The 17,615-nt window shown below is 62.1% G+C and carries 13 protein-coding genes and 2 pseudogenes; 5 read left to right on the top strand and 10 right to left on the bottom strand.

The window, feature by feature from the left end; genetic code table 11:
- Positions 1 to 319 precede the first annotated feature (319 nt).
- Positions 320 to 1,240 (bottom strand): nucleotidyltransferase and HEPN domain-containing protein, encoded by a 921-nt coding sequence (locus ACTJKM_RS30245; RefSeq protein WP_058328101.1) that lies wholly within the window; start codon positions 1,238 to 1,240, stop codon positions 320 to 322.
- Between the two features lie 375 nt (positions 1,241 to 1,615).
- A pseudogene (locus ACTJKM_RS30240) lies at positions 1,616 to 1,818 on the bottom strand (XRE family transcriptional regulator); the annotation flags it as partial.
- A gap of 381 nt (positions 1,819 to 2,199) precedes the next feature.
- Here ACTJKM_RS30240 and ACTJKM_RS30235 point away from each other — a divergent pair.
- Positions 2,200 to 3,168 (top strand): EamA/RhaT family transporter, encoded by a 969-nt coding sequence (locus ACTJKM_RS30235; protein WP_440638794.1) that lies wholly within the window; start codon positions 2,200 to 2,202, stop codon positions 3,166 to 3,168.
- A 106-nt stretch (positions 3,169 to 3,274) separates the two neighbouring features.
- On the opposite strand, the gene ACTJKM_RS30230 is transcribed toward ACTJKM_RS30235, so the two are convergent.
- The 7 genes from ACTJKM_RS30230 to ACTJKM_RS30200 all read right to left on the bottom strand — a co-directional run bounded on the left by ACTJKM_RS30230 (position 3,275) and on the right by ACTJKM_RS30200 (position 11,349).
- Complete coding sequence (locus ACTJKM_RS30230) at positions 3,275 to 4,900, bottom strand: FGGY-family carbohydrate kinase (RefSeq protein WP_440638796.1); 1,626 nt, start codon at positions 4,898 to 4,900, stop codon at positions 3,275 to 3,277.
- A gap of 10 nt (positions 4,901 to 4,910) precedes the next feature.
- Positions 4,911 to 5,582 carry a dihydroxyacetone kinase family protein gene (locus ACTJKM_RS30225; protein ID WP_440638798.1) on the bottom strand — a complete coding sequence of 224 codons (672 nt, stop codon included), beginning with the start codon at positions 5,580 to 5,582 and terminating at the stop codon, positions 4,911 to 4,913.
- Positions 5,583 to 5,586: 4 nt separating this feature from the next.
- Entirely contained in the window at positions 5,587 to 6,588 is a 1,002-nt protein-coding gene (locus ACTJKM_RS30220; protein WP_058328098.1) for a dihydroxyacetone kinase subunit DhaK, read from the bottom strand.
- A 23-nt stretch (positions 6,589 to 6,611) separates the two neighbouring features.
- Positions 6,612 to 7,646 (bottom strand): ABC transporter permease, encoded by a 1,035-nt coding sequence (locus ACTJKM_RS30215; RefSeq protein ID WP_058328097.1) that lies wholly within the window; start codon positions 7,644 to 7,646, stop codon positions 6,612 to 6,614.
- The gene (locus ACTJKM_RS30210; protein WP_440638801.1) at positions 7,643 to 9,211 is read right to left on the bottom strand and encodes a sugar ABC transporter ATP-binding protein; all 1,569 of its coding nucleotides are present in this window, start codon (positions 9,209 to 9,211) and stop codon (positions 7,643 to 7,645) included. The genes ACTJKM_RS30215 and ACTJKM_RS30210 overlap by 4 nt, the downstream gene beginning before the upstream one ends.
- A gap of 75 nt (positions 9,212 to 9,286) precedes the next feature.
- Positions 9,287 to 10,297, bottom strand: coding sequence for a substrate-binding domain-containing protein (locus ACTJKM_RS30205; protein WP_058328140.1), 1,011 nt, complete (start codon positions 10,295 to 10,297; stop codon positions 9,287 to 9,289).
- 29 nt (positions 10,298 to 10,326) lie between these two features.
- Positions 10,327 to 11,349, bottom strand: coding sequence for an ABC transporter permease (locus tag ACTJKM_RS30200; protein WP_058328095.1), 1,023 nt, complete (start codon positions 11,347 to 11,349; stop codon positions 10,327 to 10,329).
- Between the two features lie 196 nt (positions 11,350 to 11,545).
- On the opposite strand from ACTJKM_RS30200, the gene ACTJKM_RS30195 reads away from it, so the two are divergent.
- The gene (locus tag ACTJKM_RS30195; protein ID WP_058328094.1) at positions 11,546 to 12,631 is read left to right on the top strand and encodes a LacI family DNA-binding transcriptional regulator; all 1,086 of its coding nucleotides are present in this window, start codon (positions 11,546 to 11,548) and stop codon (positions 12,629 to 12,631) included.
- 17 nt (positions 12,632 to 12,648) lie between these two features.
- The gene (locus ACTJKM_RS30190) at positions 12,649 to 13,710 is read left to right on the top strand and encodes an aldo/keto reductase (protein ID WP_058328093.1); all 1,062 of its coding nucleotides are present in this window, start codon (positions 12,649 to 12,651) and stop codon (positions 13,708 to 13,710) included.
- Between the two features lie 149 nt (positions 13,711 to 13,859).
- Here ACTJKM_RS30190 and ACTJKM_RS30185 read toward each other — a convergent pair whose 3' ends face one another.
- Positions 13,860 to 14,510, bottom strand: a complete 651-nt coding sequence (locus ACTJKM_RS30185; RefSeq protein WP_058328139.1) for a GntR family transcriptional regulator — start codon at positions 14,508 to 14,510, stop codon at positions 13,860 to 13,862.
- Between the two features lie 151 nt (positions 14,511 to 14,661).
- Between ACTJKM_RS30185 and ACTJKM_RS30180 the strand changes: the two are divergent.
- Both ACTJKM_RS30180 and ACTJKM_RS30175 read left to right on the top strand, forming a co-directional pair.
- A pseudogene (locus ACTJKM_RS30180) lies at positions 14,662 to 16,118 on the top strand (malonyl-CoA decarboxylase).
- Entirely contained in the window at positions 16,072 to 17,580 is a 1,509-nt protein-coding gene (locus ACTJKM_RS30175) for a malonate--CoA ligase (protein WP_440638804.1), read from the top strand. The pseudogene ACTJKM_RS30180 and the gene ACTJKM_RS30175 overlap by 47 nt, the downstream one beginning before the upstream one ends.
- The last annotated feature ends 35 nt before the right edge of the window (positions 17,581 to 17,615 follow it).

Genomic DNA, 17,615 nt, shown 5'->3' with positions numbered 1-17,615 from the left:
GCGCTATCAGTGCCACCAGGAAAACGAATCGGGCCGGCGCGCAGTTGTCCCGTCGGCCCGATCGCACGACTTTCAGGCAAATGCCACGCCTGCATTCTGCCGCGCGACCGCCAATCGCAACGACTGGTGACGGGGGCAACGATCGCATCACGATAGACGCCGCGAGAGAGACATCGCCGTACCTGTTTCACTCCTGTGATCCTGCACCCCCGCCGCACGTTCATCTCATGGACATCCATGAGGTTCGCGGCCTCTCGTCTTGCGACGGGCGTCACCGCTTTCCGGACAGAAGGTCCGTCAACGCGGCATGGTCTGCAAATCACAACTTATCTTGGGTTTCCTCGCCCAACCGAGCCAAGTGATCTTCGCAGACCGTTTTGACTAGCGCGTGAAGAACCTGCGTGCGCTCCACCAGAAAGGACAAGGCTTCCTCGCTGATCTGATAGTGCTTGGAGTAACGCGCCTTCACGTAGGCCTCGTTGATGGTGTTGAACCAGGAAACAAAGCGTTGCTGATCATTCGGCCAAGCCTCGACGAGGCGACGATCGAGATCCTCGGCAAGCCCGCGCAAAAAGCGCAAGTTGTGAGACGGTGGGCCGTAGTTTTTCAGCACAAGAAGCACGGTTGAGTAAGCGTGCTCGATGGCTTGATGAAGTTCGAAAGCGGCGTGGTTGGGACGACCACCCTTCCAATGAAACTCTGCGCCTATGACGAACCCTTCTGCATGTGGGAAACGGTTCTCATAGTGACTTTGAGCGACCTTCAGCTGTTCGGCAACAGACATCGGCTGCGGCTCGGCCAGCGGCTCGCTGTCGAGCTCGTAAAGCACAATACCTTGCTGACGGATGTCACAGAAGAAACCATGCCCACGCTTGATTTCCGTATTCACCTCCCGGCGCGAATGTACGATGAACGACACTTGGATGCCCTTCAGTTCCCGCTCATTCAACAGCCGGTCGGCGGCGTTGTTCCAGAATCTGGTAAAGTCCGTCAGTTTGCGATTGTTGACAATCACCAACAGGTCGTAATCGGAGCGATAGCCCTTGCCGGTATGCGCTTCATCGACCCAGTCGCCGCGGGCATGGCTACCAAAGAGAATGACTTTAAGGATGCGCCCTTTCTTTTTGAAATCAGCCTCGCCCCCAGCCAACGCGTCCTCAAACTCCTCGCGCAGGATTTCGAGCGCTCTGGCGAGATGGCGCCGCTTGGCTTCGGGGAGGTGATCAAGGCTCGTCTTCATCAACAAACGGTCAGTCCTTCACGCGGGAATCGCGCCAGATGGTCAGTGACACCTTGCCGAAAGGTGCCGGCCAATTCAACGAAGCAACCGTGACGATCCCTTCGCAAGAACTTCACAAATGGTAGTCGAAGCGACCCGACGTTCCACTTGATTGGTCTGGATGAAATTGGGCGGCTTGAAGGACTGAGAGCTTAAGCCAATCATTCTTGAGGGCCACGTTTGTCACGAAAAGCTCAATTTCCGGGGGCGACGCCAAACCGCCCTGCCGGGTTACGCCGGCGGGGGGCACTGAACCGGCTCGGCGCCTTTCCGCATCCTAACGGGTCGGGAAAGGCGCTCGCATAGATACGTCCAAATCGACGACGGGCAGCAATGGTCTCGATGTCGACCGCGTATCAGCGCGTCGAGACCCGTCCGACCGTCCAAGGCGGCGTGCGGCGTGACAAGGAAGCGGTAAGCCGCCCAGGCATCGCCGAGGACGTCGTGCAGTGTCGGAAGCGCGGCATAAGTCCGACCGTCCCGATCGAGTTGCATGACGGAAAACGGAAGCCCCGCTTGGCTCCGTCGAGACCGAGAATCGATGCCCAACGTTCGCACCTACGGTTCGCACGGCCCCGTTGTGCGAGAACAGACACGCCTGATTATGCCGAAAAACGGTTGAGTGCCTGCCAAGCGGTGGCAATTCTCGCAAAGCCGGCACGGTTCTAAACTCGCTTGCATAGCCACCGACAGGGGCGCACAGGATACGTTCGACGCAATCGAGAAAGGACCATCCCCGTGAGTATCGAGCTGAAAACCGGCTCCATTTTACGGGCCGCCGCGAAGGACGAAGCCGAAATGGTTCGCGCTTGCCGCGAGCGGAACGACCTCGTCCTCCCCAGGGCCGCCACGCATCCATGCTTTGCCCGCCAAGAGGCATCGGTAACCGCCCCCGATCGATACGTTAGGTAGATCACACCATGGACAAGCAATTCACCATCGGCGTACTTGCGGCCCTATTCGCGGCCTTCGGCTTTTCGCTCAACTTTATCGTTCCCTTCATCATCGGCGACTATTCCACGTTCGATTTCGCCCTTGTCCGCCATCTCGTCGCGGCGATGGTGGGCGTCGCCATTCTGGTCTCCGAAAAGGATCCGTTGCGACATCTCACGCTTCGAAACTGGCTTGCCACGGCAACGTTGGCCTTCATCGGCTATGTCGGCTACTTCCTCGCGGTGACCGGCGCCGCCATCTTCTGCGGGCCGGTCATCGCACCCGCCTTTCTGGGCCTCGTGCCGATCGTCCTGGCAATCGTCGGCAATCGACGTCAGGGATCACTGCCTTGGCACCTTCTAGTGATACCGCTCGGGCTGGTGCTGATTGGCCTCCTCTTGGTAAACGGTACCGCCTTCACGGCCGAAAGCTTGAGATTGGATGAAACGCTCTGGATCGGCATTCCGTTGGCACTCACAGCTGTCGCGCTTTGGGTCTGGTTTGCCATCGCCAATCAGGCAGCGCTTGCTGTCCGACCTGATATGCCCTTGGGCACATGGTCCGCGCTCATACTGGTCAGTGGCGGCGTCGAGATGCTCGTCTTTTTTCCGATCGGTGCTGCGGTTGGGCTGTTCCAGCTGCCCGCACTCGGGTTCGGTTGGGGCTCTGCCGGCTCCCTCTACCTTTGGGGTTCATCGCTTGCGCTGATGGCGACCGTAGGCGGGGTGTGGGCGTGGAATGTCGCGTCCCGACGCTTGCCCGTGGCGTTAGCGGCTCAGCTGATCGTTTCAGAGACAGCCTTCGGCGTCATCGGCGGCCTTGTTGTTCACACGCGGTGGCCGACGGGAGTTGAGACTGCCGGCGTTGGTGTTCTGATTGTTGGCGTCGTTTTCGCCATCCGCATCTTCCATCGCGGCCACACGCAATACAATGAAGCTATTCCGCAGGTTTCTTGATTTTCCGGCAGAATTGGCCGAGCTAAAATCGCTGCTCGCAGATATCAGTCGCAGGAGCCTGCCACACCCAGGCGCTGAAGTCGGAAAGCCCACAAGGCCCAGACTGTTAAAGGCCCAGCGTCGAGCGCGCGAAAGTCTGAAGACCCTCGAAGAAGCAGAAGCGTCTTTGATGCTTCTCGGCGATTTCGCCGCCAGCAGGCTCATAGGCCGCGGAGACGGTGCTGAGCGTCGCCATGGCAGCCGCAACGTCGGCAAAGGCGCCGGAGGCAACGGCCCCAAGAATGGCAGAGCCGAGCAAGACCGGTTCTTCCGCGTACGGCGCAACGACAGCCTTGCCGCAGGCATCGGCAAGGAGTTGGCGAACGAAGCCGCTACGCCCCGCCCCACCGCTAATGACTACCCGCTCGACAGAGGCTCCCTCCCTAGCCTGCGTCTCGATGATCTGCCGCAATCCGTAGCCGATGCCGCATAGACCGGCGACGTAAAGCGCAACGAGGCTATCAAAATCCCGTTCCATGCCAAGACCGGCTATGACGGCCCTTGCATGCGGATCTGCAAAGGGCGCGCGATTGCCGAGGAACTCGGGCACCACATGTAGGTCGGCAGCAAGGTGCACGGCCTCAGACAACGACGGCGCCTTGGCGGAGACTGCCTCGGCCAGGAGGACAGGTAGCGGAATTCCTCGCGCTTGCGCCCGCGCGGCCGCTTCCGGTGCGGCCGGATGAAAGGCAAGCAGCTGATCGATGGCAGCGCCCGCAGCGCTCTGGCCGCCTTCATTGAGCCACACGCCGGGCACCATGGCCGAGTAATACGGACCCCAGACGCCGGGCACAAAGACAGGATCTTGCGTCGAGGTCATTGTGCATGATGAGGTGCCGAACACATAGGCTAGGTTTTCCGTCGGACGGCCGCCGATGCCGACTGTGCCAATTCCGCCTGCGTGGGCATCGATCATACCCGCCGCTACGGCCGTTCCACGTTGCATGCCCATCGCGGCCGCTGCTTCCTGCGTCAGCCCATACCCAAGCCGCGTGCCCGGCTCGACGATACGAGTGCCAATCCGGCCAAAACCTTCTTCGGCAAGCTCCCCAAGACCTATCTTCTCAAAATAGCTTGGATCCCAACGGTTCTCATGCGCGAGATAGGTCCATTTGCAGGTGACCGTGCAGGTCGAACGGGCGAGGTCACCCGTCGCTTTCCAGGTGAGAAAATCGGCAAGGTCGAAGAACTGCCAGGCGGTGGCGAAAACCTGCGGCCGGTTTTCCTTCAGCCAGAGCAGCTTCGGCGTCTGCATTTCCGGCGAGACGCGCCCGCCGACATATCGCAGCACCTCGTGGCCCACCGCGTTGATCCGCTCCGCCTGGCCGACGGCGCGGTGGTCCATCCACATGATGATGTCGCGTTCCGGTCGCTCCGACGGGCCGACCGCGAGCGGTGCCCCCCCGTCGCCGAGCACGACGAGCGAGCAGGTGGCGTCGAAGCCGAGGCCGATCACCGCGGCCGGATCGACGCCCGCGGAAGTGACCGCCTCGCGGACGCTCGAGCAGACCGCATCCCAGATCTCGGCGCTCGATTGCTCGACGATTGCTCCCGCCTCACGGAACAGCGAAATGTCCCGCTTGGCGGAAGCGAGCATCGCCCCCGAAAGGTCGAACAGGCCGGCCCGTGCGTTGGCGGTGCCGACATCGACACCGACGACATAGCGGGAGTTGCGATCCGGGGACTGGGTCATGAGGCCATACTCACTGACGGTTGGATGACCGAGTTCTATCGCCCGTCACGAATTGCGCCATGCGACGGATCAGGAAAGCGCCGACTGTCGCGCCGGCATCCTGCAAGCCGACCGTCTTTTCCTGGAACGCCGCCGCCTTGCCATGCTGCGCGAGCATGGACTTGGTGGCCTCCAGCGCCTGTTCGGCTGCATCCGCCGTCACGTTCAGCGCATCCGAAAGCGAGACACCGGCGGACGCCTGCGCTTCCAGCGTCGTCGCGATGGGGTCGAGCACGTCAAGCAGCGTCTTGTCGCCGACCTTCGCCTTGCCGCGTTCGGCAACGCCGTCACGATAGGCGCGCCAGAAGGCGGCCATGCCGGCGGTGTCCAACACATCCTTGCCTTCGACGGCCTTGCTTGCGCGCAGGAACCCGGTCGCCGTCAGCGTGCCCATGGTGGAGGGCGCTTTGCGGGCCATGGTGGCGCCGGCGGTGCGCAGCAGCTTGGCGATGCCCGCCGCTTCACCTTCGGCTTCCAGCGCTTCGGCGGCGGCGGCGAAGGACTTGCTCATGGTGATGCCGAGATCGCTGTCACCCACCTTGCCGTCGAGGGCGATAAGGAATTCGCGCTGTTCGGCAAAGAGCTCCTTCCAGCTCTTGAAGAGGTCGATGAGATCGGCTGCATTCAATGTCTGGAGCGTCATGGCATCAACCCGCAACATGCTGAAAGAAGGGCGTGTTCGCCGGGGCGGCGATCAGGCGATCCAGCTCCTCGTCGAGATGCAGGATCGAAATCGAAGCGCCGGCCATTTCCATCGAAGTGGCGAACTCTCCGACCCAGACATACTTGGCGGTAACGCCGCGCGCTTCTAGAAGCTGCGAGACACGGCGGAAGAGGATGTAGAGTTCTTCGAGCGGCGTGCCGCCGAGGCCGTTCATCAGCACTGCAACATTGTCGCCCTGCTTGTAGTCCGTTTCCGCAAAGACGCGCTCCATCATCTCGTCGACGACGGCATCAGCCGGCGCGAGCCTCTTGCGGCTGATGCCGGGCTCGCCATGGATGCCCATGCCAATCTCCATCTCGTCCTCGCCGATGGAGAAGGTGGCGTGGCCGATTTCCGGGACGACACAGCTCGAAAGCGCGACGCCCATGGTGCGGGTGCGCAAACGTGCCTTGTCGGCAAGGCGCGCCACCTCATCCAGCGATAGGCCCTCGGCGGCGGCGGCGCCGGCGGTCTTGTAGATGAAGAAGATGCCCGCCACGCCGCGACGCTTGTGCTCTTCGCCAACGATGGACGAGGCGACGTCGTCGTTGCCGACGACCTGCTTGACGGCGATGCCGTCGAGATCGGCAAGTTCGGCCGCCATGTCGAAGTTGATGATGTCGCCGGTATAGTTGCCGTAGATGTAGAGGACGCCGGCGCCCTGATCGATGTGCTTGGTCACCTGGTACATCTGCTCGGCGCTGGGCGACTGGAAGACGCCGCCGACTGCCGCGCCGTCCAGCATGCCGTCACCGACGAAGCCGAGGAAGGTAGGCAGGTGCCCCGAACCGCCGCCGGTGGCGATGCCGACCTTGCCGGGCATGGTCTTGGCCGTCACGAGGCAGCGCAAGTCATCGGCCGTATAGGTGACGGTGGGATGCGCCTTGTAGATGCCTTCGAGCATTTCGTCGACGAAGTTGACGGGGTCGTTCAGGAACTTCTTCATAAGTTTCCTCCGGGAGTGGGGGGTTATTTCTTGCGCTGGCGCGTGACGAAGAAGGCGGCGGCGAGCAGGATGAAGCTGCCGACGACGAGCCGCTGCCAGGTGCTAGGAATGCCGACCATGACGAGCACGCTGTTGAGCACGACGATCAGGAGCACGCCGAGAAGGGTGCCGAGGACCGTGCCCGTGCCGCCGGTGATGCGCGCGCCGCCGAGCACGACGGCGGCGATGACGTTGATCTCGGTGCCGACGAGATCGAAGGGATTGGCCTGCCGGTTGGCGCAAACATGGATGATGCCGGCAAGGCCCGCGAGCGCGCCCGCATAGCCGAACAGGAAAACATGCACGGTGCGCAGGCTGTAGCCGAGGCGGCTTGCTATATCGGCATTGCCGCCGACGGCGAAGATGGCGCGTCCCATCAAGGTGCGGTTGAGGATCCACCAGGTCACGAAGGCCGCAACAGGCAGCACGAGAAAGTAGAACGGCAGCGTGATCAGCGCGCCGTTGGCGGCCTCGAACTGGACGAGCGGCATGCGGCCGAAGGCGCCCATCTGCGGCGGAAGGGACATTATCCAGACCGTGCCGATGAAGGAGAGCAGAAAGCCGCGGAACAGATACTGCGTGCCGATGGTGACGATCAGCGACGGCACCTTCAGGTGATGGACCAGCAGACCGTTGATGATGCCGAGCGCCGCACCGCCGAGCGTCGCCATGAGGATGACGACGACGATGGGCAGGTTCGGCAGGTAGGTCTGCACCAGCACCGTCATTGAATACATGGTGAAGGCCGCGATCGCCGTAAAGGACACGTCGATACCGCCCGCCGCCAGGATGATGAAGACGCCGAGCGCGAACAGGCCCATGACCACACTGGCGCGGCCGATGTCTATGAGCGTCGAGGGCTGGAGGAAAGCCGGGTTGACGATGGCGACGGCCACGCAGATCGCCACCAGCAGCAGGAAGGTGATGGTCTCCGGTCGGCGGCGAACGAGGTCACCGAAGCTGAAGGAACGCGACGGGTCGGCAGCGTCGTGGAATTCATCGGTCCGTGAAACGCTCATTGCACAGTCTCCGTCGTGGTCGCCAGCATCGCCTTGTAGAGTTGGTCTTCTGTTGCCTGTCCCGCATCCATCTCCGCGACCACCCGGCCGCTGTTCATAACGAGGATGCGGTCGGTGTTCTCCAGGAGCTCGGGCAGGTCGTCGCTGACAATGACGAGGCCCATGCCCGCTTCCGCAAGCATCTGGATGACGCGGTAGATCGTGTCCTTGGAGCCGACATCGACGCCGACGGTCGGCCCATGCAGCACGAGCAGCTTCGGTGCGATGCTCAGCCAGCGGCCGATCAGCACGCGCTGCTGGTTGCCGCCCGAAAGCGCGCCGACCGGCAGGTCGAGATTTTTCGTGTTGAGACGCATTTCCTCGGAAAGCCGGGCGGCGATCTTGCGCCCCTCCTCCCGGTCGACGACGCCGAGGGAATTGGCGAGGCGCGAGACGACGAGCGCGATCTCGTTCTCAAGGATCGACTTGTCAAGGAAGAGGCCTTCCGCCAGCCGGTCCTCCGGCACATAGCCGATGCCCTGCTCGATGGCTTTGGCGGGCGAGCGCACGGAGACGGTCTTGCCGTCGAGCTTGACCGCACCGCCGCTCGCGGGCGCGACGCCGGTCAGGGCCATGGCGAGTTCGTTGCGGCCGGAATCGGCAAGGCCGGTGATGCCGAGAATTTCGCCCTTCTTCATGGAAAAGCTGATCTCCCGCACACCATCAGCGACAAGGCGGTCGACCTTGAGGAGTTCGGCGTCGGAGGGTTTCCCGGTGCGGTAGCGCTGGGCATCGATGGAACGGCCGGTCATCAGTTCGGCCAGTTCCTTCTTGCTGTAATTCGCGATGGGGCCTTGCGCCACGCACTGGCCGTCGCGGAAGACAACGGCATGGCCGCCGATACGGTAACATTCGTCCAGCTTGTGGGTGACGAAGAGCACGGCGACGTTGTCCGAGCGCAGCCGCTCGACGACGCGGATGAGATTATCCACCTCGCGGCGCGTCAGAGATGTCGTCGGCTCGTCCATAATGACGAGCTTGGCGCGGGTCGCTATGGCGCGCGCGATAGCGACGAGCTGGCGCGAGGCGAGCGGCAGGTCGGAAACGATGGTGTTGAGGAAGCCGCGGTCGGTTGGAAGGCCGGTGGCGGCGAGCGCGCGCTCCGCCGTCTCCCTCAACCGCTTCCGATCGAAAAGGCGCGCGAGACGGCCGTTGCCGTTCACCAACTGCTCGTTCAGCGCGACGTTTTCGGCGACGGTGAGGTTCGGCAGCAGCGACAGGTCCTGGTAGACGGTCTCGATGCCGGCAGCGAGCGACTGGATCGGCGTCAGCGACGAGAAGGTCTCGCCGCCAAGCACGATCTCGCCCGAGGACGGCACATGCGCGCCCGACATGATCTTGATGACGGTGCTCTTGCCGCAGCCGTTTTCACCCAGAAGATGATAGGCTTCGCCCGGCTGGAGCGTCAGGTCGATGCCGCGCAGGGCATGGACGCCGCCGAACCATTTCTGGATGTTTCTAAGTTCAAGGAGCGCCGCCGATTGCTGCGCGGTATGTGCTTGTGCCGCCACGGAAATTGTCCTCATGCTGACCGGCGCGTTGCCACGCCGGACGGTTCCGGCCAGAAGGTGAACCTCCCGGCCGGCTGACGGTTTGCCGGATTAGAACAGGTGTTCCTTGTAGGTCGCCTTGTCGGCAAGGACCATGCCGTTGCCGAGGATCAGCAGACCCTTGCCCGGGCCCTGCTTGACCGAGACCTTGTTGTAGCCTTCGACGCCGAGGTCTGTGCCGTCGGTGACTTCCTTCTTCGCCAGCAGCAGCTTGGCGACGGCGTTCATCGCCATGCCGGCCTTCTGCGGATCCCAGAAGCCGATCGCCGTGATGGCGCCGGATTCGAGAAGGTCGGCCGACGGGTTCGGCAGACCGGTGCCGACGAGGCAAACCTTGCCGCTCAAGCCCGCTTCGTCAATGGCGCGGCCGACGCCGAGGACGTCGTTGCCCGCCGAGGTTTGGAAGCCCTTAATATCAGGGTGCTTGCGCAGGATTTCCTTGGCCTTTTCATAGGTGCCGTTGGCGTCGTCGAAGGATTCATTGTTCGGGTCGACGAGTTCCATGCCAGCATACTTCTCGGCATTTTCCTCGCCGGCGCCGACCCACTGCATATGCGTGCGGCTGCCTAGGGAACCGACGAAGGTCGTCCACTTGCCTTCCTTGCCCATGCACTCGGCCAGACGCTCGTTCAGCGCCGCGCCATAGTCGGCATTGTCGAAGGCTTCGACGTCGGCATTGGTGTTCATCTGGTTGTCGGCTTCGTGCGTCACGACCACGATGCCGCGCTCCATGGCGCGCTGGAACGTGCCTTCCAGAACAGCCGGGTCCATCGGCACGACGGCAAGCGCGTTGACGCCCTTGGCGACGAGGTCGTTGACGATCTGCAACTGCTGAGCCGAGTCCGCCGTCGCCGGACCGCTCTGGCTTGCAACGACGTCAGGATTGGCGTCCTGATAGGCGACAACGCCCGTGTTCATGCGGTCGAACCACGGAATGCCGCTGATCTTTACCACGGTAGCGATGACGGGCTTTTCCTGGGCAGCCAACACGCCGATAGAACCTGCGAGCGCGACGGCCGCAACCGTGGTTCCAGCCAGTACCTTCTTCGAAAACGACTTCATGTTTTCCTCCACGAATTTTCCCTCCTGTTTCACTTCGGCGCTTGAGGGACAGGCACCGAAGGGGTTTGCGAGCGGCGCCCCGGGGACAGGAAGCCGGCGATGTCGTAGCGGCCGACGGCCAGGAACGTGAGCAGCAGCAGGCCCCAGGCAAAATCGCGCACGAAATTGGAAAGGCCGCCGAAATTGAGCAGGCTCGACATGAGCTGCAGGGCGATGGCGGAAAGCACGACACAGACGACGCGCCCGTAGCCGCCCTCCGGCTTCACGCCCGCCATCACGGCAATCAGGATAGCAATAAGCAGATAGGAGCTGCCGTAATCGAACTTTACGTTGACGTTGCGCGCCGCAATGATGACGCCGACGAGACCCGACAGCGTGCCGGAAATCGCATAGGTGGCGACGATCACGCCGTTCTTCGGAAAGCCCGCATAGACGGCGGCCTTGGGATTGGTGCCCATCAGCATCAGCCACAGGCCATAGGGCGTGAACTTCAAGAGCGCGGCGATGACGCCGGCGACCAGCACGAAGACGATGAAGCTGATCGGGACAGCGGCGATCATGTCGTTGCCCACGCTGGAGAGCAGTGCCGGGCTGCCAACCGTCACGGCCTTGCCGCCGGAAACCACGACCGCGAGCCCCATGAAGGCCATCTGGGTGCCGAGCGTGCAGAGGATGGGCGTGATGTTCAGCCGCGAGATGAGAAGGCCGTTGATGACGCCGCCGGCGAGGCCGACGAGGAGTGCGCCCGCGATGAAGGCGAGGCTGAAGGCCGTGCCGCCGTCCGTCGCCGACAGAAAGGAGGAGACGATGACAGCGGACAGCACGCCTGAGAGATTGGCAAGCGCGATGCCCGAAAGATCGATGCCGCCATTGCCGGCGCACATGGCCAGCATCACGCCGATGGCCAAAAGGCCGATTTCCGGCACCTGGCTCGCCATGGACTGGAGATTGAAAACGGAAAGGAACGAGCCGCCGGAGATCAGGGCGCCCGCCACAAGCAATAGGCCGTTTATGACAACCAGCATCGCCAGCTGCCCGCCGGTTTTTTGCATGATCTCCTCCCATTTGTTTACTAAACAAACCATTACTTCACTAAAACGCTATCAAAGGAAATTTGTTCTGACAAGCCCCGTTTAGGCGGCAAATCGGTTGCGATCCGCGCCAAATTGCCCTACGTCTCGCAAAGTTCATCTAAATCGTTTAGTAAACTTGTTCGCAGTCGCAGCATAAAAGGCAGCCTGTCTCCGCATGAAGAAACCGGGAAAACTGACCATCAGGGACATCGCCGAGGCGGCGGGCGTATCGGCCGCGACGGTCTCGCTTGTATTGAACGGCAAGGGAGAGATTTCCGGTGTGACGCGGGCGCGGGTGCTGGAGGCGGTGGCGAGCCTCAACTACGTGCCGCGGGCAACACGCAGCAGCGCGGAACCAGGCGAAACCCTACGCTTCCTGAAGATCGCCAAGCATGGCCACACGGTCAACCGCGACCACAGCGTCTTCATCTCCGACTATATCGACGGCATGTCGGCCGAGGCGACGCGGCGCAACTACACGCTGGAAGTGGTAAGCTTCGAGGGCCAGCCGATCAGCACCGTGGCGGAATCGCTCGCCGGCGCACCGATATCCGGCGTCATCGCACTCGGCACGGAGCTGACGGAGGCCGATATCCGCCTCATCCAGGGCCTCGGCCTGCCGACCGTCTTCATCGATACGTTCTACGACGTGCTCGACGCCAATTTCGTCGATATGAACAACGAGGACGCCGTCTATAAAGCGCTGTCGCGCTTCCGCATGCAGGGTTTCCAGCGCATCGGCTTCGTCGCTTCCCATGTCGACACGACCAACTTCCGCCTGCGCCGCGAGGCCTTCTTCAAGAACATGGCGCGGCTCGGCTTGCCGGTGAACGAGGCCGACATCCTCTCGGTGGAATCCACCTATGACGGGGCCTATACCGATACGCGCGCCCTGCTTTCCACCGGCCTCGACCTTGCGGAATGCTATTTCTGCACCAACGACATCATTGCGTACGGCTTCATCCGGGCGCTGCGCGAACACGGCGTCTCGATCCCGCAAGACGTTTCGATCATCGGCTTCGACAACCTGCCGCAGAGCGCGACCATGGAGCCGGGCCTAACGACCATCGATGTGTCGAAGCGCAAGATCGGCTACCTCGCCGTCACCGTGCTCGACGACCTGATCGCCGCCGCCGAGCCGCAGCCGCCAGTCAAGATCCTCGTGGGCGCGGAGCTTGTCCTGCGTGCCAGCCACGAGCACGGCGTATCGAACACCGCGCAGGATCGCCCACGGCGGACAGCACGGCAGCAGGCGCATTAGAAACGCAGAGGAAGACCATGGAATACAGGACACTCGGCCGCACGGGCCTGAAGGTTTCGGCCATCGCCATGGGCACCTTCTCCTTCGGCGGGGTCGGCGCGTTTTCTCGCGTGGCGAACCAGAGCGTGGCGGAAGCCCGCCGCCTCATCGACTGCTGCATCGACGGTGGCGTCAACCTTTTCGACACGGCCAACATGTATTCGCTCGGCCGCTCGGAGGAAATTCTCGGCGAGGCCCTCGGCGAAAAGCGTGACAAGGTGCTAATTTCGTCCAAGGCACGCATGCGCATCGGCGACGGGCCGAACGACGAAGGCACCTCGCGCTACCACGTCATCCGCGAATGCGAACTCAGCCTCAAGCGGCTGAAGACCGACCATATCGACATCTACTTCATGCACGAATGGGACGGCGTGACACCGGTCGAGGAAATGCTCGGCGCGCTCGAAACGCTGCGCCAGCAGGGCAAGATCCGCTATATCGGCTGCTCCAACTATTCCGGCTGGCACATCATGAAGGCACTGGGCGTGGCGGAGGCGAAGAACCTGCCACGCTTCGTGACTCAGCAGATTCACTACACGCTCGAAGCGCGCGAGGCTGAATACGAGCTGCTACCGATTTCCGTCGATCAGGGCCTCGGCGTCATGGTCTGGAGCCCGCTCGCCGCCGGGCTCCTCTCCGGCGCCTTTGGCCGCGGCAGGGCGCCGGCCGATTCCCGCCAGGCTGCCGGCTGGAGCGAGCCGCCGATCCGCGACCAAGAGCGCCTGTGGACGATCGTCGATGCGCTCGAAATCATCGCAAAGGTCCGTGGCGTCACGGTGGCACAGGTCTCGCTGGCCTGGACGCTATCGCGTCCAGCAATCGCCAGCCTCGTGGTCGGCGGTCTCAGCGAAGAGCAGTTCCGCGACAATATCGCTGCCGTCAACCTAAAGCTGACAGAGGAAGAGCTGGACACGCTGAACAAGGTCAGCCGCCCGCCCTACATCTATCCGTACTGGCACCAGCACAATTTCGCCGGCGACCGTTTCGGCCCCGGCGACTGGGCACTGCATGATAGCTACATTGACCTCGGATTGATTTAAGTGCGTCGCCCAGCGGTCGAAGAGAAGTGCTCATATCGATCGACAATGACGCACACATAAATATATATATCGCCTTGAATAGATTCGAACCGCTGGCAACTCTGTCGTTCTCACATGCCCTCCGGCAGCGCGAAGAAGCAGGTGACGGGTCATCTGGTCGCCATGCTTGCAACCAGATCGCTGAACCTCTCGCCCTGTATCCCGACATGCGCCCTGAGCAGGCGCCGCGCCTCCTCCCCGTCCCCGGCAAAGATGGCGTCGACAATGGCACAATGTTCCGTGAAGGAGGTCGCCAGACGATTGCGCACCCGCAGTTGAAGCCGTCGATAGGGGCGCAGGCGGCGGTGCAATTGCGTGCACTGCTCCGCGAGGAAGTCGCTCCGGCTCGCGGCGTAGATCGCATTATGAAATGCCTCGTTGTCGTAATAATAGGCGTCGCTGTCGCCGGCTCCGGCCGAAAGCTCGCAACGCTTGTGTGCTGCCGCGATTGCTTCGCGCGCCGCATCGTCCAGCCGGCGGGCGGCGAGCGATCCGGCGAGCCCCTCCAGCTCCGCCATCACCTCGAACATTTCGTAGATGCGGTGCGGCCCCGGATCGATGACGACGGCCCCTCTGCGAGGTCGGATTTCGATCAGGCCGATGGCGTCGAGCTGCATCAGCGCTTCGCGCACCGGCGTCCGCGAGACTCCGAACCGATTGGCAAGCACCATTTCGTCCAAGCGCTCGCCAGGGGAGAACTCATTGGAAAGAATTGCGTTTTCAATCTCGTCCCGAAGCCACCGGCCGACATTTTCGGACATCTGTTCCGTTTCCTCATACATAAACATCTATCTTGCATACAAGATTATTGACGTCGCATACGCATTGTGACAGTTTACATACTACAGACGAGGCCGCTCGATGGGAAGCAGAACGCAACCAGGTCGGCAATTTGAGAAGGGGAGAATGGGCATGCCTGAGACCTCTTTTTTCACGGACATGCTGCAGAGCATCACCGATCGCGGACGCAAGCTGCTGTTTTCGGGTTCACGCGCCTCCGAGGTCGCAGCCAAGGCCGATCTCGAAACTCTCTGCGAGATGCTGCTATCGAGCCGGGGCGAAGCTTCTGGCATGGCTCTTGCCGCCGAAATACTCGCCCGCTGGGACGCACTCGACGCGGACGGGGTACAGCGGTTCTTTCACATGCTTTCCGACAAGTTCGGACCCGACACGGTGAAACTCGACCAGGCGATTGAAAATTACCGCACCGACAAGAGTTCAACCGCGATTATTGCACTCCACCAGGCGGCCGAACCGCGGCGACAGGAACTGCTGCGCCGGTTGAACCACGCGCCGAGCGGTACGGCCAAGCTTGTCCGGATGCGTGAGCAGCTGCTTGCCTCCAAAGAGCAAGCCACCGGCTTCCAGGCGCTCGACGCCGATTTCGCCCACCTCTTCGGCTCTTGGTTCAACCGCGGCTTCCTGACGCTTCGGCCGATCGATTGGTCGACGCCGGCTCACGTCCTGGAAAAGATCATCAAATACGAAGCCGTGCACGAGATTTCCGGCTGGGAAGAATTGCGCCGCCGGTTGGCCCCCGCCGACCGCCGCTGCTTCGCCTTCTTCCATCCAAGGCTCACGGACGAACCGCTTGTCTTCGTCGAAGTGGCGCTCACGCGATGGATGCCGAGTGCTATTGGCGACGTTCTCGACGAGGGCCGCGAGCAAATCAACGCCGACGAGGCGACCACCGCCGTCTTCTATTCGATCTCCAATTGCCAGGACGGTTTGCGCGGGATTTCCTTCGGCAATTTCCTGATCAAGCAAGTGGTGGAAGACCTGCGCAAGGACCTGCCATCGCTGAAGAAATTCGTCACGCTCTCGCCCGTTCCAGGCTTTGCCCGATGGCTCAAGTCCCGCGACGCCGCAAGTGAGCTGTCGGCTGCGGATTGCAGGGCTCTGACGCTGCTCGATGACCCGAAATGGACTGATGACGAGAACATGGCGGTCGAGGTGGAGCGCGTGCTGTTGCCGCTTGCGGCGCGCTATTTCCTTATGGAACGGACACCGGAGGGTCGCCCGATCGACCCGGTGGCGCGGTTTCATCTCGGCAACGGCGCCCGACTGGAGAGGCTGAACTTTCTCGGCGACCGCTCGGCCAAGGCGATGCAGCAGGCGCATGGCCTTATGGTCAACTATCTCTATCAGCTCGATGACATCGTCGCCAACCACGAGGCCCTGGCGCAGCGCGGCGAAGTGGTTGCCTCACCGGCGGTCAAGGGCTTGCTCAATCAGAACGGCGAAGGCCGCCGCGGCACTGTCGCCAGCAAGGCTGTCAGCCGTTCGCGCAAATGGTGAATTCAAGGATCGGAGGAGGCGAACGTGAGCAACCATCTTTTCGACGCCATAAGGGCCGCTGCATCGGGTGACGCGCCATTCATTCGGGTGAACGGCGGCCGTACCTGGACCTATAAGGATGCGCTCGATCTGTCGGGCCGCATCGCAAGCGCGATGGATACGCTCGGCATCCGCCCAGGCGACCGGGTTGCCGTGCAGATCGACAAGAGTTCCGAGGCCTTGATCCTCTATCTCGCGTGCCTTCGCTCAGGCGCGGTTTATCTGCCGCTCAATACCGCCTATACGCTTGCCGAGCTCGACTATTTCATCAGCGACGCCGAACCGCGGCTGGTTGTCGTGTCCTCGAGTGCCCGAGAAGGCGTCTCAACGATCGCCGAGCCTCACGGTGCGATTGTCGAAACCCTTGACGCCGATGGTACCGGCTCGCTTCTCGATCTCGCGAGAGACGAACAAGCCGACTTCGTCGATGCTTCGCGCACGGCCGACGATCTGGCAGCGATCCTCTATACGTCGGGAACGACCGGACGTTCCAAGGGGGCGATGCTCACCCACGGCAACCTGCTCTCGAACGCCCTGACCTTGCGCGACTACTGGCGCGTCACGGCTGACGATCGGTTGATCCATGCCTTGCCGATCTTCCACACCCATGGCCTGTTCGTCGCCACCAACGTCACATTGCTTGCCGGCGCCTCGATGTTCCTGCTACCGAAATTTGACCCGGACGAGGTCGTGTCGTTGATGGTGCAGGCGACTCTCCTGATGGGCGTCCCGACCTTTTACGTGCGCCTGCTGCAGAGCCCGCGCCTCGACCGGCAGGCCGTCGCGAACATGCGCCTTTTCATCTCCGGTTCGGCGCCGCTGCTCGCCGAAACGCATGTGGAATTCAGGAAGCGCACCGGTCTTGCGATCCTGGAACGCTACGGCATGACCGAAACCAACATGAACACGTCGAACCCGTATGATGGAGATCGGATTGCCGGAACGGTCGGCTTTCCGCTGCCCGGCGTGACGGTGCGCGTCACCGATTCGGCGACCGGCAGCGAGGTTGCGCCGGGAGAAACCGGCATGATCGAAATCAAGGGACCGAACGTCTTCAAGGGCTATTGGCGCATGCCGGAGAAGACGGCCGCGGAATTCACCGCCGACGGGTTCTTCATCAGCGGCGACCTCGGTAAGATCGACGGGCAAGGCTATGTCCACATCGTCGGCCGCAGCAAGGACCTGGTGATTTCGGGCGGATACAACATCTATCCCAAGGAGGTCGAAGGCGAGATCGACCAGCTTGAGGGGGTCGCCGAGAGCGCGGTCATCGGCGTTCCGCATCCCGATTTCGGCGAGGGCGTCACCGCCATCGTCGTTTGCAAGCCCGACGCGACGCTCGATGAAAAGGCGATCCTGGGCGCGCTCCAGGACCGGCTCGCCCGCTACAAGCAACCCAAGCGCATCATCTTCACCGAGGATCTGCCGCGCAACACCATGGGCAAGGTCCAGAAGAACGTCCTGCGGCAGAAATACGCCGACCTTTACACATAACGACGTGATCCGTCCCTGCGCCCTCTGGGAGGAAG

The sequence above is a fragment of the Ensifer sp. 22460 genome (genome assembly GCF_052044935.1).
GTDB lineage: Bacteria > Pseudomonadota > Alphaproteobacteria > Rhizobiales > Rhizobiaceae > Ensifer.
This window is presented reverse-complemented; position numbering and strand designations above follow the sequence as displayed.

Excerpts from the sequence above, each read along its gene's own strand:
- ACTJKM_RS30195 (WP_058328094.1), top strand. The coding sequence starts at position 11,546 with ATGAAGAAACCGGGAAAACTGACCATCAGGGACATCGCCGAGGCGGCG.
- ACTJKM_RS30200 (WP_058328095.1), bottom strand. The coding sequence starts at position 11,349 with ATGCAAAAAACCGGCGGGCAGCTGGCGATGCTGGTTGTCATAAACGGC.
- ACTJKM_RS30220 (WP_058328098.1), bottom strand. The coding sequence starts at position 6,588 with ATGAAGAAGTTCCTGAACGACCCCGTCAACTTCGTCGACGAAATGCTC.
- ACTJKM_RS30230 (WP_440638796.1), bottom strand. The coding sequence starts at position 4,900 with ATGACCCAGTCCCCGGATCGCAACTCCCGCTATGTCGTCGGTGTCGAT.
- ACTJKM_RS30235 (WP_440638794.1), top strand. The coding sequence starts at position 2,200 with ATGGACAAGCAATTCACCATCGGCGTACTTGCGGCCCTATTCGCGGCC.
- ACTJKM_RS30185 (WP_058328139.1), bottom strand. The coding sequence starts at position 14,510 with ATGTCCGAAAATGTCGGCCGGTGGCTTCGGGACGAGATTGAAAACGCA.
- ACTJKM_RS30225 (WP_440638798.1), bottom strand. The coding sequence starts at position 5,582 with ATGACGCTCCAGACATTGAATGCAGCCGATCTCATCGACCTCTTCAAG.
- ACTJKM_RS30215 (WP_058328097.1), bottom strand. The coding sequence starts at position 7,646 with ATGAGCGTTTCACGGACCGATGAATTCCACGACGCTGCCGACCCGTCG.
- ACTJKM_RS30205 (WP_058328140.1), bottom strand. The coding sequence starts at position 10,297 with ATGAAGTCGTTTTCGAAGAAGGTACTGGCTGGAACCACGGTTGCGGCC.
- ACTJKM_RS30245 (WP_058328101.1), bottom strand. The coding sequence starts at position 1,240 with ATGAAGACGAGCCTTGATCACCTCCCCGAAGCCAAGCGGCGCCATCTC.
- ACTJKM_RS30190 (WP_058328093.1), top strand. The coding sequence starts at position 12,649 with ATGGAATACAGGACACTCGGCCGCACGGGCCTGAAGGTTTCGGCCATC.
- ACTJKM_RS30210 (WP_440638801.1), bottom strand. The coding sequence starts at position 9,211 with ATGAGGACAATTTCCGTGGCGGCACAAGCACATACCGCGCAGCAATCG.